Below are 15,240 nucleotides of genomic sequence, written 5' to 3'. Positions count from 1 at the left end.
GCTACCCCCATCAGGCGTTATCGCCACCAGGCTCGGTGCCGCCGAAACGACGCTCTCGATTGGCAAAGGCATGCAGCGCACCTTCAAAGTCTTGTTCATCAAAATCTGGCCAAAGAACATCCGTAAAGTAAAGTTCGGCGTAGGCAATTTGCCACAGCAAAAAGTTACTTATGCGATGTTCCCCCCCTGTCCTTATAACCAAATCCACGGGTGCCAGTTCATTCATGCAGATTTGCTGACTCAGCGCCTCTTCATCAATCTGGTCGGGTCTTAACAGCCCTTCCTGAACCTGCTCAGCCAAATGCCGAACCCCCTGGATAATATCCCAGCGTCCGCCGTAATTCGCCGCGATATTGAGCGTCAGGCCGGTATTATTTTCCGTCAGCGCTTCTGCTTTGCGAATCCGTTCCTGCAAACGTGAGTTAAAGCGACTGGTTTCGCCAATAATACGCAAGCGGACGTTGTGGCGGTGCAGGCTTTTTACTTCACTATCGAGCGCCCACACGAACAGTTCCATCAACGCAGTCACTTCCTGCGCAGGTCGATTCCAGTTCTCACTGCTAAAAGCATAGAGCGTTAACGCATCAATGCCGTTATTGGCGGCAAAAGAGACGGCGCGGCGAACAGATTTCGCCCCAGCTTTATGCCCAAAGGCTCGTATCTTCCCTTGTCTTTTCGCCCAGCGGCCATTGCCATCCATGATGATTGCAACATGGCGACAGCCATGTGCTGGCAAGTTTTCGCTTATTGGTTGATTCGCAGACAACATAACGCGTTTTTAGTCCCTGAAAGGATTTAACGGTACACAGGAATACTGAAGCCTATACATAAAAAAGCCGTGTCAAACCACGGCTTACCTGACCACTTAAAGCCAAATACCTGCGATCAGGTGGCGCAGACTATATCACTGAAGCCCAACGCTAACAAATAGCACGACGACTAGTGCTTGCTTTATCACCAGCCTGCGAGACGTGTCACCTGTTTACGCGCAACAATGCGTGCCTGTTCATCCACGGCCAGCACCTCTTCGACGCTCTGCGGCTCACGCAAATCCATCATCTCCAGCACGGATAAATTCAACGCGGCGATGTCAGTAAAGCGGATCTGCTGATTCAGGAATGCTTCAACGGTCACTTCATTGGCTGCATTAAGCGCCGTTGTCGCCGCCTGCCCCTGATCGAAGGCCGTCATCGCCAGTTTCAGACAGGGATAACGGTCATAATCAGGCTCGCTAAACGTCAGTGAACTCAGCTTACAAAAATCGAGAGGCTTAACGCCCGATTTTACGCGGTTTGGCCACGCCATCGTATGAGCAATAGGCGTACGCATATCCGGTTCGCCCAGCTGGGCCAGCACGCTGCCGTCCTGATAGCGCACCATCGAGTGAATCACCGACTGCGGGTGGATCAGCACTTCCATCTGTTTCGCCGACGCATTGAACAGCCAGCGAGCTTCAATGTATTCCAGACCTTTGTTCATCATGGTGGCCGAATCGACGGAGATCTTACGCCCCATTGACCAGTTCGGATGACGACACGCCTGATCCGGCGTCATTGCGCTCAATTCAGACAGTGGCGTTTCACGGAACGGGCCACCAGACCCGGTAAGCAGAATCGACACAACGCCATTCTGCTCCAGGTCAGCGTACCCCAGGTTTTGTTGAAAAGGTTGAGGCAAACTCTGAAAAATCGCGTTGTGTTCGCTATCGACCGGCAAAAGACGCGCCCCACGCTGTTTTACCGCCTCCATAAAGAGGCGTCCGCAGGTGACCAGCGACTCTTTGTTCGCAAGCAGGACATCTTTCCCCGCATCAATAGCGGCAAGCGTTGGCAGAAGACCCGCCGCCCCGACGATTGCCGCCATGACCTGATCAACTTCATCAAGCGCGGCCATATCGCAAGCCGCCTGTTGCCCGCTGAGTACCTCGGTACGGCAGCCCTTCTCCTGCAACAGCGCTTTCACCTGGCGGGCGCTCTCTTCGTCATCCATCACCGCAAAACGGGGGGTAAACTCCAGGCACTGTTCGACCATTCGCTGCACGTTTTTTCCGGCCACAAGCGCGGCCACGGTGTAGCTGTCAGGATTATGACGTACAACGTCGAGAGTGCTGCAACCGATAGAGCCAGTCGAGCCGAGGAGAGTGAGATGCTTCATGAGATGCCCAAAAGTTAGACCAGATAAAAGCAAAACGCCGCCAGCAAGACTCAATGTCCTTCTGAACGGCGTTTATCAGTGTACAGCGAAAATCAGAACTGCATCAGTTCCGCTTCTTTTTCTGCCAGCGCCGCATCAATTTTCTTGATGGCCGCGTCGGTCATTTTCTGAATGTCGTCCTGAGAACGACGATCGTCGTCTTCGCTGATCTCTTTTTCTTTCAGCAGGGCTTTCACTTTATCGTTCGCATCGCGACGCACGTTACGTACGGAAACACGACCCTGCTCAGCTTCACCACGAACTACTTTGATCAGGTCTTTACGACGCTCTTCCGTCAGCGGAGGCAGTGGAACGCGAATATCCGCGCCGGCTGAGCTTGGGTTCAGACCCAGGTCAGATGCCATGATTGCTTTTTCAACGGCCGGGCTCATTGAGCGGTCGAACACGTTGATTTTCAGGGTACGGGTATCTTCTACCGTCACGCTCGCCAGCTGACGCAGAGGCGTTGGCGTACCGTAATATTCTACGATGATGCCATCCAGCAGGCTTGGGGAAGCACGGCCAGTACGGATTTTGCTGATTTGGTTTTTGAACGCTTCTACGCATTTTTCCATGCGTACTTCAGCATCTTTTCTGATGTCGTTAATCACGTTACGGATCCTTGAAAACTTGTCTCAGGCAGACTATCCGCCAGCACAGCGCTACAGGTGTGCTAAGTATAGTCGCGTTTAATTCATGACAACGCCAAAGGCGCGCCCGGGTAAGATACCACGTCGAAATAAAGCGGAATCTTACCTGTATTTATCGCCGACGGAAATTATTCCGTGATCAAAGTGCCTTCTTTTTCGCCCATAACAACGCGACGCAGCGCGCCAGGCTTGTTCATATTGAAGACACGGATCGGTAGTTTGTGGTCACGAGCCAGAGTAAAGGCGGCAAGATCCATCACTTTCAGCTCTTTTTCCAGCACTTCGCTGTAGGTCAGCTGATCGTACATGGTCGCTGAAGGATCTTTTGCCGGGTCGGCAGTAAACACGCCATCTACTTTGGTCGCTTTCAGCACCACATCGGCTTCGATTTCGATACCGCGCAGGCAGGCTGCGGAATCGGTGGTAAAGAACGGGTTACCCGTACCGGCGGAGAGGATCACCACGCGGTTGTTGCGCAGCAGGCTGATGGCCTCTGCCCAGCTGTAGTTATCGCATACGCCATTCAAAGGAATAGCGGACATCAGGCGAGCGTTCACATAGGCGCGATGAAGCGCATCACGCATCGCCAGGCCATTCATCACGGTTGCCAGCATACCCATGTGGTCGCCCACTACGCGGTTCATCCCCGCTTTCGCCAGACCAGCACCACGGAAAAGGTTGCCACCGCCAATGACCACGCCAACCTGAATACCCAGTTCGACCAGTTCTTTGATTTCCTGTGCCATGCGATCAAGGATGCTTGCGTCAATACCGAAGCCTTCCGATCCTTGCAGCGCTTCGCCACTCAGCTTAAGCAGAATGCGTTTGTACACGGGTTTTGCATTGGTAGCCATGTTTCTTTCCTGAGACTGTCAACGATTAAGATGGGGTTAATTCTGGCGACATGATATGTCGCAAATCAGCACAGCGATACTGGAGCCTGTCTGATTTCGTGAGACGGGTGACAAAAAGAAGCCGCCCTCAGGCGGCTCCTTTTCAATCATTAAGACTGCTTGGACATTGCAGCAACTTCTGCTGCGAAGTCAGTCTCAACTTTCTCGATGCCTTCGCCCACTTCGAAGCGGATGAAGCCAGTTACATCAGCGTTGTGCTCTTTCAGCAGCTGAGCAACAGACTTGCTTGGATCCATTACGAAAGGCTGGCCAGTCAGAGAAACTTCGCCGGTGAATTTCTTCATGCGGCCTTCAACCATTTTCTCTGCGATTTCTTTTGGCTTACCAGACTGCATCGCGATGTCCAGCTGAACCTGGTACTCTTTCTCTACCACTTCAGCAGACACGTCTTCTGGCTTAACGAATTCTGGTTTGCTTGCAGCGATGTGCATTGCCAGCTGTTTAACCAGCTCTTCGTCAGCGCCTTTAGCCGCAACCAGAACACCGATACGCGCGCCGTGCTGGTAAGAGCCCAGAACATCGCCTTCCAGGGAAGAAACGCGACGGATGTTGATGTTCTCACCGATTTTAGCAACCAGCGCTACACGCTCTTCTTCGAACTGTGCTTTCAGAATTTCAACGTCAGTGATTTTGCCTGCAACCGCTGCGTCCAGAACTTTGTTAGCAAATGCCTGGAAACCAGCATCTTTAGCAACGAAGTCAGTCTGGCAGTTAACTTCCAGAATGATGCCGTAGTTGCCGTCGATTTTGGTGATGATCACGCCGTCAGCAGCAACGTTGCCTGCTTTCTTAGCTGCTTTGATCGCACCGGATTTACGCATGTTTTCGATTGCCAGCTCGATGTCGCCGTTCGCTTCGGTCAGCGCTTTTTTGCAATCCATCATGCCTGCGCCAGTACGCTCACGCAGCTCTTTTACCAGGGATGCGGTAATTTCAGCCATTCTTAAATCCTCGGGAGATGTGAACTGCCCGGCCGGGAGCCAAACAGTATAAATTGAAAAAAGGGGCCGATAATGGGCCCCTATTCATACACGGTACTAATAAGGGGTAAAACCTTATTATTCAGCTTCTACGAAGCTTTCTTCCGCCTGAGAAGCCAGATCCTGGGAACGGCCTTCACGAACGGTAGCAGCTACAGCGCTCAGGTACAGGCTAACAGCACGGATTGCGTCGTCGTTACCCGGGATAACGAAGTCAACACCGTCCGGATCGGAGTTGGTATCAACGATAGCGAATACCGGGATACCCAGGTTGTTAGCTTCTTTGATTGCGATGTGCTCGTGGTCTGCATCGATTACGAACAGCGCGTCTGGCAGGCCGCCCATATCTTTGATACCGCCCAGGCTGTTTTCCAGCTTGTCCAGTTCACGAGTACGCATCAGCGCTTCTTTCTTAGTCAGCTTATCGAAAGTACCGTCCTGAGACTGGGTTTCCAGATCTTTCAGGCGCTTGATGGACTGACGAACAGTTTTCCAGTTGGTCAGCATGCCGCCCAACCAGCGATGGTTCACGAAGAACTGGTCGCAGCTGTTAGCAGCATCTTTCACAGCTTCGCTTGCAGCGCGCTTAGTACCAACGAACAGAATCTTACCTTTACGGGAAGAGATCTTGTTCAGCTCAGCCAGGGCTTCGTTGAACATTGGTACAGTCTTCTCAAGGTTGATGATGTGAACTTTGTTACGTGCGCCGAAGATGAAAGGCTTCATTTTCGGGTTCCAGTAACGGGTCTGGTGACCGAAGTGAACACCAGCCTTGAGCATGTCGCGCATGGAAACAGTTGCCATGTTTAAAACCTCTATATTGAAAGTTGGGGTTATGCCTCCACGTATCCCATATTACCGACCCCGAAGGGCACCCCGGAATATGTGCCGATACGTGTGTGTTGTTACACAAAGTGAGATTTGTCGCTCCCGTCCAGCCTGTGTATCTGAGATGGATCGGAAGTCCGGCGCGCTTTATATCACAAAACACGGCCAGAAACCAATAATTGTTGGCGGAGTGTGCTGTTAATGATTCTCAATTTGGCACGGGGTGCGCCTGACTGATACCATTGACAACACTTACACTAGTATTGTCGAAAAAATCGACACCGATGGACAGATTACATGGCTATCTCTATTAAGACACCTGAAGAAATTGAAAAGATGCGCGTCGCCGGTCGTCTGGCCGCGGACGTGCTGGAAATGATCGAGCCGTTTGTGAAACCGGGCGTCAGCACTGGCGAACTGGATCGCATCTGTAACGACTATATCGTCAACGAGCAGCACGCGGTCTCCGCCTGCCTTGGCTATCACGGTTTCCCGAAATCCGTCTGCATCTCTATTAATGAAGTGGTTTGCCACGGCATTCCGGATGACGAGAAGCTGCTGAAAGATGGCGACATCGTCAACATCGACGTGACCGTGATTAAAGACGAGTACCACGGCGACACTTCTAAGATGTTCATCGTTGGCAAGCCAACGATTCTGGGCGAGCGTCTGTGCAAAGTGACGCAAGAGAGCCTCTACCTGGCGCTGAAAATGGTGAAGCCGGGCATCCGCCTGCGCACCATCGGCGCCGCAATCCAGAAATTTGTGGAAGCGGAAGGTTTCTCCGTGGTGCGCGAATATTGCGGTCACGGTATTGGTCGTGTGTTCCATGAAGAACCGCAGGTTCTGCACTACGATGCAGACGACGGCGGCGTAGTGCTGCAAAAGGGCATGACCTTCACTATCGAACCAATGGTCAACGCGGGTGATTACCGCATCCGTACCATGAAAGATGGCTGGACGGTAAAAACCAAAGACAGAAGCTTGTCTGCCCAGTACGAGCATACTATTGTGGTTACAGACAACGGCTGCGAAATTATGACGTTGCGCAAGGATGACACCATCCCGGCGATACTGACGAACATTGAGTGATAAGAAGCCGGCGAATGCCGGCTTTTTTAATGGCGATAGCTTTTTCTTATGGGTGGCGCACGATGAGTAATCTCTTACCCGAACAGTATGCTAACACAGCACTTCCCACCCTCCCCGACCAGCCTGATAACCCGGGCGTCTGGCCACCGCATGAGCTGACCTGCGCGCATATCAAAGCCCACATGGAAGTTTTCCATCGCTGGCTGGGTAGCGCATTTGACGCAGGCGTTTCGGCCGAGCAGCTCATTGAAGCGCGCACCGAATTTATCGACCAGCTCCTGCAACGTCTGTGGATCGACTACGGTTTCGGCCAGGTGAGCGACGTCGCGCTGGTTGCGGTCGGCGGCTATGGCCGGGGTGAACTGCATCCGCTCTCTGATATCGACCTGCTGATCTTAAGCCGTAAAAAACTGCCGGACGATCGGGCGCAGAAAATCGGTGAACTGTTGACCCTGCTTTGGGACGTAAAGCTGGAAGTGGGCCACAGCGTACGCACGCTGGAAGAGTGTCTGCTGGAAGGGTTATCTGACCTGACCGTCGCCACCAACCTGATTGAAACCCGCCTGCTGATTGGCGACGTTGCGCTGTTCCTCGAACTGCAAAAGCACATCTTTAGCGACGGCTTCTGGCCTTCGGAAAAATTCTTCGCCGCGAAAGTCGAAGAACAAAACCAGCGCCACCAGCGTTATCACGGTACCAGCTATAATCTCGAACCGGATATTAAAAGCAGCCCCGGTGGCCTGCGCGATATCCACACGCTGCAATGGGTCGCCCGTCGACATTTTGGAGCAACATCACTGGACGAAATGGTCGGGTTTGGTTTTCTGACCGAAGCCGAACGTAACGAACTCAATGAGTGTCTGCATCTGCTGTGGCGCATCCGTTTTGCCCTGCACCTGGAAGTCACCCGCTACGATAACCGCCTGCTGTTTGACCGACAGCTCAGCGTGGCGCAGCGCCTGAATTACCAGGGCGAGGGCAACGAGCCGGTCGAGCAAATGATGAAGGATTTCTTCCGCGTCACCCGCCGCGTCTCTGAGCTAAACCAGATGCTGTTACAGCTGTTCGATGAGGCGATCCTCGCGCTGACGGCAGACGAAAAACCGCGTCCGATTGATGACGAATTTCAGCTGCGCGGCACGCTTATCGATCTGCGCGACGAAACGTTGTTCATTCGCGAACCGGAAGCGATCCTGCGAATGTTCTACACCATGGTGCGCAACAGCACGATCACCGGGATCTACTCCACCACCCTGCGTCATCTGCGCCATGCACGACGCCATCTGAAGCAGCCGCTGTGTTACATCCCGGAGGCGCGCTCGCTGTTCATGAGCATGCTTCGTCATCCGGGCGCCGTCAGCCGCGGTCTGCTGCCGATGCACCGTCACAGCGTATTGTGGGCCTATATGCCCCAGTGGTCGCATATTGTCGGGCAGATGCAGTTCGACCTGTTTCACGCCTATACGGTAGATGAGCACACGATCCGCGTCATGCTGAAGCTGGAAAGCTTCGCTAAAGAAGAGACGCGATCCCGCCATCCGCTGTGCGTTGATCTGTGGCCACGTCTGGCGCACCCGGAGCTGATCCTGATCGCCGCCCTGTTCCATGATATCGCCAAAGGTCGCGGCGGCGACCACTCCGTGCTCGGTGCCCAGGACGTGCTGAAATTTGCCGAGCTGCACGGCCTGAACTCGCGTGAAACGCAGCTTATCGCCTGGCTGGTTCGCCATCATCTGCTGATGTCAGTTACCGCTCAGCGTCGTGATATTCAGGATCCGGAAGTGATCAAGCAGTTCGCCGAGGAAGTGCAAACGGAGAACCGCCTGCGCTACCTGGTCTGCCTGACGGTAGCCGATATCTGCGCCACCAACGAAACCCTGTGGAACAGCTGGAAGCAGAGCCTGCTGCGCGAACTCTACTTCGCCACCGAAAAACAGTTGCGTCGCGGGATGCAGAACACCCCCGACATGCGCGAGCGTGTGCGCCACCATCAGTTGCAGGCGCTGGCCCTGCTGCGCATGGATAACATCAACGAAGAGGCACTGCATCAGATTTGGGCGCGCTGTCGCGCCAACTACTTTGTGCGCCACAGCCCAAACCAGCTTGCCTGGCACGCCCGGCATCTGCTGAAGCACGACCTGACAAAACCGATGATTCTGCTCAGCCCGCAGGCCACGCGCGGCGGGACGGAAATTTTCATCTGGAGCCCGGACCGGCCTTATTTGTTTGCAGCGGTCTGTGCCGAGCTGGACAGGCGTAACCTGAGCGTGCACGACGCGCAGATTTTTACCACCCGCGACGGCATGGCGATGGACACCTTTATTGTGCTGGAGCCGGACGGCAGCCCGCTGTCGTCGGACAGGCATGAGGGGATACGCTTTGGCCTCGAGCAGGCGATTACGCAGCGCAGCTGGCAACCTCCGCAGCCGCGTCGTCAGGCGGCAAAACTGCGCCACTTTACCGTCGATACCGAGGTCAATTTCCTGCCGACCCATACCGACCGTAAATCGTTCCTTGAGCTGATTGCGCTCGACCAGCCAGGGCTGCTCGCCCGCGTCGGTCAGGTTTTTGCCGATCTGGGAATTTCGCTTCACGGCGCCCGAATTACAACCATTGGCGAACGAGTAGAAGATTTATTTATAATCGCGACGGCCGACCGGCGTGCCCTTAATAATGACCTGCAACTTGAAGTGCAACAACGGTTGACAGCAGCCCTCAATCCAAACGATAAAGGGTGACGTGTTTTTTAGTGAAATGGAAAGAGTAAACAATGCAGCAGTTACAGAACGTTATTGAGTCCGCTTTTGAGCGTCGCGCCGACATCACTCCGGCAAATGTGGATACCGTGACCCGTGAAGCGGTAAACCAGGTTATTTCCCTGCTGGATTCCGGCGCGCTGCGCGTGGCAGAAAAAATCGACGGTCAGTGGGTTACTCATCAATGGCTGAAGAAAGCTGTGCTGCTCTCTTTCCGTATCAACGATAACCAGGTTATCGACGGAGCAGAAAGCCGCTACTTCGATAAAGTGCCAATGAAATTTGCGGATTACGACGAAGCGCGCTTCCAGAAAGAGGGCTTCCGCGTAGTACCACCGGCGGCCGTTCGTCAGGGTGCCTTCATCGCACGCAACACCGTGCTGATGCCATCCTACGTGAACATCGGCGCCTACGTTGACGAAGGCACCATGGTGGACACCTGGGCTACCGTCGGCTCCTGCGCGCAGATCGGTAAAAACGTTCACCTGTCCGGCGGTGTGGGCATCGGTGGCGTTCTGGAGCCACTTCAGGCTAACCCAACCATCATCGAAGACAACTGCTTCATCGGCGCACGTTCCGAAGTGGTTGAAGGCGTGATCGTCGAAGAAGGTTCTGTGATCTCCATGGGCGTTTATATTGGCCAGAGCACCCGTATTTACGATCGCGAAACCGGTGAAATTCACTACGGCCGCGTTCCAGCCGGTTCCGTTGTGGTTTCCGGCAACCTGCCGTCTAAAGATGGCAAATACAGCCTGTATTGCGCGGTCATCGTGAAAAAAGTGGACGCGAAAACGCGCGGTAAAGTGGGCATCAATGAACTGCTGCGCACCATCGATTAATCGGGTATAACAAAAAGCGGGGGCAACCCCGCTTTTTTTATATCCGAAGGTGGCGAAAATAGATTTTTTCGTTAATTATTCATAGGTTATGTTGAGATCAAGGGTACCGCTATGTACGATAATCTGAAAAGTCTGGGCATTACCAATCCTGATGAAATTGATCGTTATAGTCTCCGCCAGGAAGCCAATAACGATATTTTGAAAATCTATTTTCACAAGGACAAAGGAGAGTTCTTCGCCAAAAGCGTGAAGTTTAAATACCCTCGCCAGCGTAAGACCGTTGTCGCTGACGGTATCGGTCAGGGATATAAAGAAGTACAGGAAATCAGCCCTAACCTGCGCTACGTGATCGACGAACTCGATCAAATCTGCCAGCGCGATCGCAGCGAAGTCGATCTGAAACGTAAGATCCTTGACGACCTGCGTCACCTGGAAAGCGTAGTCACCAATAAGATCAGCGAGATTGAAGCGGATCTTGAGAAATTGACGCGTAACAAATGAGCCGTTTTATTGCCCGGTGGCGCTTCGCTTACCGGGCCTACGAACACATGTAGGCCGGGTAAGGCGAAGCCGCCACCCGGCAAACAGCATCATCTCTGTTCATCCAGCTGCAACGCCACATACAGCAGTAGCCGGTCGTCAAAATTCCCTAAATCCAGCCCCGTCAGTTCCGAGATCCGGTTTAGCCTATACTCCAGCGTATTACGGTGAATAAACAGCGCTTTTGACGTTGCCAGCGGCTGCACGTTATGCCGGAACCACGCCTGCAACGTGCGGCGCAGCAGCCCGTTGTTGTCCATTGCTTTCAGACGCACCAGCGGACGCGCCAGCTCGTTGGCCTGCCAGCCGCCGCGCAGGCTGTCGAGCAGGACCGGCAGCATCAGATCCTGATAGAAATAACTGCGGCTCTCCGGCATGCGCTGTTTACCCACCATCATGGTGGTGCGCGCCGTTCGCCATGAACGAGCGATGCTTCCCGGCCCGGTAAAGTAATTTCCCAGCGCGACGCGAAAACGGAGCTGTCCGTTCTCCTTCATGCGCTCGATTAGCAGCTCAACGCGGCGACGATGATCTTCCGCGTCCCAGCGACCAAACTGATTAAGCGCAGGCTTGAGCACCACCATTTCCGTCAAAGAGACAATCGCCACCAGGTTGTTACGCTCCGGCGTCGCCAGCATGTTTTGCAGCTGCTGTAGCTCCACCATGGCGCTGTCCACACCAAGCTGGCCGCTATCCACCTCAATAACGGCGACCACGCGCGGCTGATTCAGGTCGATACCCAGACGCTGCGCCCATTCGCTCAGGGCAGGCGTGTGCTCCTCAGCCTGAATCAAATTCATCACCAGCTCTTCACGCAGGCGGCTGTCCTGGGCGAGCAGGTGCATCAGACGCGACTGCTCCAGCATCATCTCCGCCGTCATGCAGACCAGCTCACCGTATTTACGCAGCGATTCAGGGTCGCCGGTCAGACCGATAACGCCAACAATCTCTCCTTCCAGACGCAGCGGCAGGTTGATCCCCTGACGGACCCCGTGCAGATGTTTCGCCACGGCGTCATCGATGTCGACCACGCGCCCCTGAGAGAGCACCAGCAACGCCCCTTCGTGCAATTCCCCAATACGCTCACGATCGCCGCTGCCGATAATGCGCCCGCGGGCATCCATTACGTTGATATTGGTATCAATGATGCGCATGGTTCGCGCCACGATATCCTGCGCCATTTTGGTATCAAGATGCCAGCCAGCCATATAACCCTCCCGTGAGCAGAGCTCAAGCATAGGGAAGTTCAGCTAAGGCTGCATTGTGCAGATGCCCAGAGGCAGAGAGAGATGTATGGAGTTGTGGGAAAGGTCACAGAAAAGAGAAAGCCCCTGCGAACAGGGGCTTAAGAAGATTACTGCATCAGGAGATAAATAGAGGTATCACCACGCTGAATATTCAGCGCCAGCACAGAAGGCTTGCTGTCGAGAATTTTGCGCAGTTCAGCGATGTTTTTCACCGGCTGCTGGTTAGCGCCCATGATCACATCACCTTTTTTCAGGCCGATACGGGCAGCAGGTGAGTTCGCTTTCACGTTGTTCACCACCACGCCTTTATCTGCCCCTTTGTTGCTCATCTCGGCACCTTCAATACCGCTGAAGATGGTGCTGGAATCGACCTGATTCTGACTGCTTTGTTGCAGTTCCAGGCTCACGTTAACCGGCTTACCTTCACGCAGCAGGCCGAGGGTCACTTTACTGCCGATTGGCATAGAACCCACTTCCGCACGCAGGGCGGCAAAGCTGCTGATCGGCTTACCGTTCAGAGAGGTGATCACGTCACCCGCTTTAATGCCGGCTTTCGCCGCCGAAGAGTTCGGCATGACCTGGCTTACGAATGCGCCGCGCTGAGCGTCCACTTTCATCGCTTTCGCCAGCTCGGAGTTCAGTTCGGTACCCATGATCCCCAGCTCACCGCGTTTCACCTGTCCATATTGCACCATCTGCGCAGTCAGGTTTTTCACCATGTTGCTCGGGATAGCAAAGCCGATACCGATGTTGCCACCGTCCGGTGCCAGGATAGCGGTGTTGATACCGATCAGCTCACCGTTCAGGTTAACCAGCGCACCGCCGGAGTTACCACGGTTAATGGCCGCATCCGTCTGAATGAAGTTTTCATAGTTTTCCGCATTCAGGCCGCTACGTCCCAGCGCAGAGACGATACCCGAGGTCACGGTTTCGCCCAGACCAAATGGGTTACCGATGGCGACGGTGTAGTCACCCACGCGCAGCGCGTCAGAGTCGGCAAGCTTAATCGCCGTCAGGTTCTTCGGATCCTGGATTTGAATCAGCGCGATGTCGGAGCGCGGGTCTTTACCAACCACTTTGGCATCGAATTTACGGCCATCGCTCATCTGCACCTTAATGGTGTTAGCATTATCTACCACGTGGTTATTGGTCACCACGTAGCCTTTCGCTGCATCAATAATCACGCCCGAGCCGAGTGCCATGAATTTCTGCTGCTGGCCGCCGCCCATGCCGTCATCCCCTGCGCCGCCGCCCTGACAGAACGGGGAGCTCTGGAATGGCGAACCGTCCTGGCAGAATGGCGAATTATCGCCGAAGAACTGCTGGAAATTACGCGGCATACGCGGCGTATTGACGGTCGTGCTGCCCTCAACGTTAATACTCACCACCGATGGCATCACTTTTTCGAGCATCGGGGCCAGGCTTGGCATCTGCTGCGCAGTCGCTGCCGAGGAAGCTGTCTCGGCCGCCATCGCCAGAGGGGACAGCGCTAAACCTAAACTCAGAGCCAGTGCACTCATTGCTAATGTGGTTTTTTTCATGTTTCTCAATCTCGATTTACCAGATAACGCAAAATTGCTGTGTAACTCAGATTCGTTTTATACCGCTTAGTTCCGGGATTAAGTTTATGGAAAAAGTAAAAATTTATTGGTCGTCTTTACAAAACTCATGGCTTATTCAACGGCCATAAGCTTGCGGTATTCATCCCAGGCATACAAATCTGTCATCCCGCTGATATAGTCCTGGATAAGACGACAGCGATAATAATATTCCATGACTGGCCATTGGGAAGAATGGCGATCTATTTTACTGACGGCTTCAATGTATGCCAGCCGGTGGCGGGTTGAAAGCTTCTGATAGAGACGAGATTCAATCGGCAGGCGGCGAACACGTTCATTATTTGCCAGCTCGCTAAACTCATCGACCGTCAGCTGGAGCAGCGGGCCATAAATCTCCAGCAACCCGCTGATAACCCGGTATCCTTGCAGCTCCAGCTGTTCGACATCCGGGTGGCTGAAAACATGGCGAACAGCCACGTTTTTATATAATTCAAGAAGCTGACTAAAACTGCTCTCATCTTCCAGCAGGGCGTGATTAAATTCCCCGCTAAATATCATCGGCAAATTATCAATGAAACGGGCGGCCGCATACGGCACCAGTTTATTCAGCGTGTTCACCCGCAAATACATAAAGAACTGATCTTCGGTACTGCGGCTCAGCGAATTTGAACGCGATTTATCCCAGGCATTCTCGACGACCTGCGCAAACAGAGAACCTTTTTCATGCTCTCCCCAGGCATCATGAAGATGCTGATACAGCTCCTCGACGCTGAATATTCTTTTTTCCACCGCGTCTTCCAGATCGGCCACGCAATAAGAAATGTCATCAGCCGCTTCCATAATCCATGTCAATGGAAAACGGCCATTAGGGGTCAGAGACAGTTCTTTACGCAACCGCGCGATGTATGCTTCTTCCGATAAGTAATAGCCCGGTTTTTTCATCAGGTAGCTATGCGTGGCGGGCGTTTCTCCGGTCCACCATGCGGGACGCGTGTATTTAAGAATACAGCCCACCTGGGCCCAGGTCAGATTCATCCGCATCAGGGAGTGCACCAGACGGATCCCCTGCGCGTTACCTTCGAAATGACACAGATCCTGGCGCACCTTACGGCGCAGATCGTTCAGGCTATCTTCGCCTTCACGCAGGCATAAATCGCGTACCACACAGCGGTCATCGCTGAGCGGCTGGCTTATGGCGTCAGAGGGAAAAAGCCGCTGTTTAAACCAGTCATTGATGGCGGCCTCGCCGAAATGACCAAAGGGAGGATTGCCGATATCGTGCATCAGGCAGGCCATCTCAACGATGCTTTCGAACGGCCCGGTCAGTTCATCCAGTCCGTAGGTTTCCAGCAGACGTTGCTCTTTAAGGCGGCTGAGGATCTCTTTCGCAATGTAGCGCCCCACCTGCTGCACTTCCATGGAGTGCGTTAACCGCGTACGCACCGCAGCGTTACGCTCCAGCGGGAACACCTGGGTTTTTTGCTGTAACCGACGGATGGCGGGCGAGTTGATGATGCGTCCGCGATCGCTTTCGAAAATGCGCAGGATCTCATGTTCGCTCTTATCGCCCTGTGGCGAACGGAAACGTCGGTGCCAGTTAATTTTGGTGCGAAAATCGATTGGTGCCATGTGCTCCCCCGCG

Annotated in this window: 13 protein-coding genes; 4 read left to right on the top strand and 9 right to left on the bottom strand. The window is 53.8% G+C overall.

Annotated elements, in window-relative coordinates; genetic code table 11:
- Positions 1-10 precede the first annotated feature (10 nt).
- The 6 genes from ispU to rpsB form a co-directional block, all read right to left on the bottom strand.
- Complete coding sequence (gene ispU / locus KTH07_RS01760; RefSeq protein ID WP_003856176.1) at positions 11-769, bottom strand: (2E,6E)-farnesyl-diphosphate-specific ditrans,polycis-undecaprenyl-diphosphate synthase; 759 nt, start codon at positions 767-769, stop codon at positions 11-13.
- Positions 770-954: 185 nt separating this feature from the next.
- Entirely contained in the window at positions 955-2,154 is a 1,200-nt protein-coding gene (gene ispC, locus KTH07_RS01755; RefSeq protein ID WP_023303107.1) for a 1-deoxy-D-xylulose-5-phosphate reductoisomerase, read from the bottom strand.
- A 92-nt stretch (positions 2,155-2,246) separates the two neighbouring features.
- Positions 2,247-2,804, bottom strand: coding sequence for a ribosome recycling factor (gene frr, locus KTH07_RS01750; protein WP_017383739.1), 558 nt, complete (start codon positions 2,802-2,804; stop codon positions 2,247-2,249).
- A gap of 167 nt (positions 2,805-2,971) precedes the next feature.
- Entirely contained in the window at positions 2,972-3,697 is a 726-nt protein-coding gene (gene pyrH, locus KTH07_RS01745) for a UMP kinase (RefSeq protein WP_002889306.1), read from the bottom strand.
- Between the two features lie 149 nt (positions 3,698-3,846).
- Complete coding sequence (gene tsf, locus KTH07_RS01740) at positions 3,847-4,698, bottom strand: translation elongation factor Ts (protein ID WP_023303106.1); 852 nt, start codon at positions 4,696-4,698, stop codon at positions 3,847-3,849.
- A 117-nt stretch (positions 4,699-4,815) separates the two neighbouring features.
- Positions 4,816-5,541 carry a 30S ribosomal protein S2 gene (gene rpsB, locus KTH07_RS01735; RefSeq protein WP_003856207.1) on the bottom strand — a complete coding sequence of 242 codons (726 nt, stop codon included), beginning with the start codon at positions 5,539-5,541 and terminating at the stop codon, positions 4,816-4,818.
- A gap of 321 nt (positions 5,542-5,862) precedes the next feature.
- On the opposite strand from rpsB, the gene map reads away from it, so the two are divergent.
- The 4 genes from map (at position 5,863) to KTH07_RS01715 (ending at position 10,753) form a co-directional block, all read left to right on the top strand.
- Positions 5,863-6,657, top strand: a complete 795-nt coding sequence (map, locus tag KTH07_RS01730; RefSeq protein ID WP_015572721.1) for a type I methionyl aminopeptidase — start codon at positions 5,863-5,865, stop codon at positions 6,655-6,657.
- Between the two features lie 62 nt (positions 6,658-6,719).
- The gene (gene glnD / locus KTH07_RS01725) at positions 6,720-9,395 is read left to right on the top strand and encodes a bifunctional uridylyltransferase/uridylyl-removing protein GlnD (protein WP_032620961.1); all 2,676 of its coding nucleotides are present in this window, start codon (positions 6,720-6,722) and stop codon (positions 9,393-9,395) included.
- Positions 9,396-9,427: 32 nt separating this feature from the next.
- Positions 9,428-10,252: a 2,3,4,5-tetrahydropyridine-2,6-dicarboxylate N-succinyltransferase gene (gene dapD / locus KTH07_RS01720; protein WP_003856214.1), complete on the top strand. Its 825-nt coding sequence runs from the start codon at positions 9,428-9,430 to the stop codon at positions 10,250-10,252.
- 111 nt (positions 10,253-10,363) lie between these two features.
- Positions 10,364-10,753 (top strand): DUF3461 family protein, encoded by a 390-nt coding sequence (locus KTH07_RS01715; protein WP_015572719.1) that lies wholly within the window; start codon positions 10,364-10,366, stop codon positions 10,751-10,753.
- Between the two features lie 89 nt (positions 10,754-10,842).
- Here the strand turns inward: KTH07_RS01715 and KTH07_RS01710 are convergent, their stop codons facing one another.
- From KTH07_RS01710 to dgt, 3 genes are all read right to left on the bottom strand, one after another.
- Complete coding sequence (locus KTH07_RS01710; protein WP_003856217.1) at positions 10,843-12,000, bottom strand: CdaR family transcriptional regulator; 1,158 nt, start codon at positions 11,998-12,000, stop codon at positions 10,843-10,845.
- 146 nt (positions 12,001-12,146) lie between these two features.
- Positions 12,147-13,580, bottom strand: coding sequence for a serine endoprotease DegP (gene degP / locus KTH07_RS01705; protein WP_023303104.1), 1,434 nt, complete (start codon positions 13,578-13,580; stop codon positions 12,147-12,149).
- Between the two features lie 132 nt (positions 13,581-13,712).
- Entirely contained in the window at positions 13,713-15,227 is a 1,515-nt protein-coding gene (gene dgt / locus KTH07_RS01700) for a dGTPase (protein WP_015572717.1), read from the bottom strand.
- Between the last annotated feature and the right edge of the window lie 13 nt (positions 15,228-15,240).

Origin of the sequence: Enterobacter cloacae complex sp. ECL72 (genome assembly GCF_019056635.1) — a bacterium.
In the GTDB taxonomy this organism is placed as follows: domain Bacteria; phylum Pseudomonadota; class Gammaproteobacteria; order Enterobacterales; family Enterobacteriaceae; genus Enterobacter; species Enterobacter hormaechei_C.
Note: the sequence above shows the minus strand (reverse complement) of the source record. Positions and strands in the feature narration are given on the sequence as shown.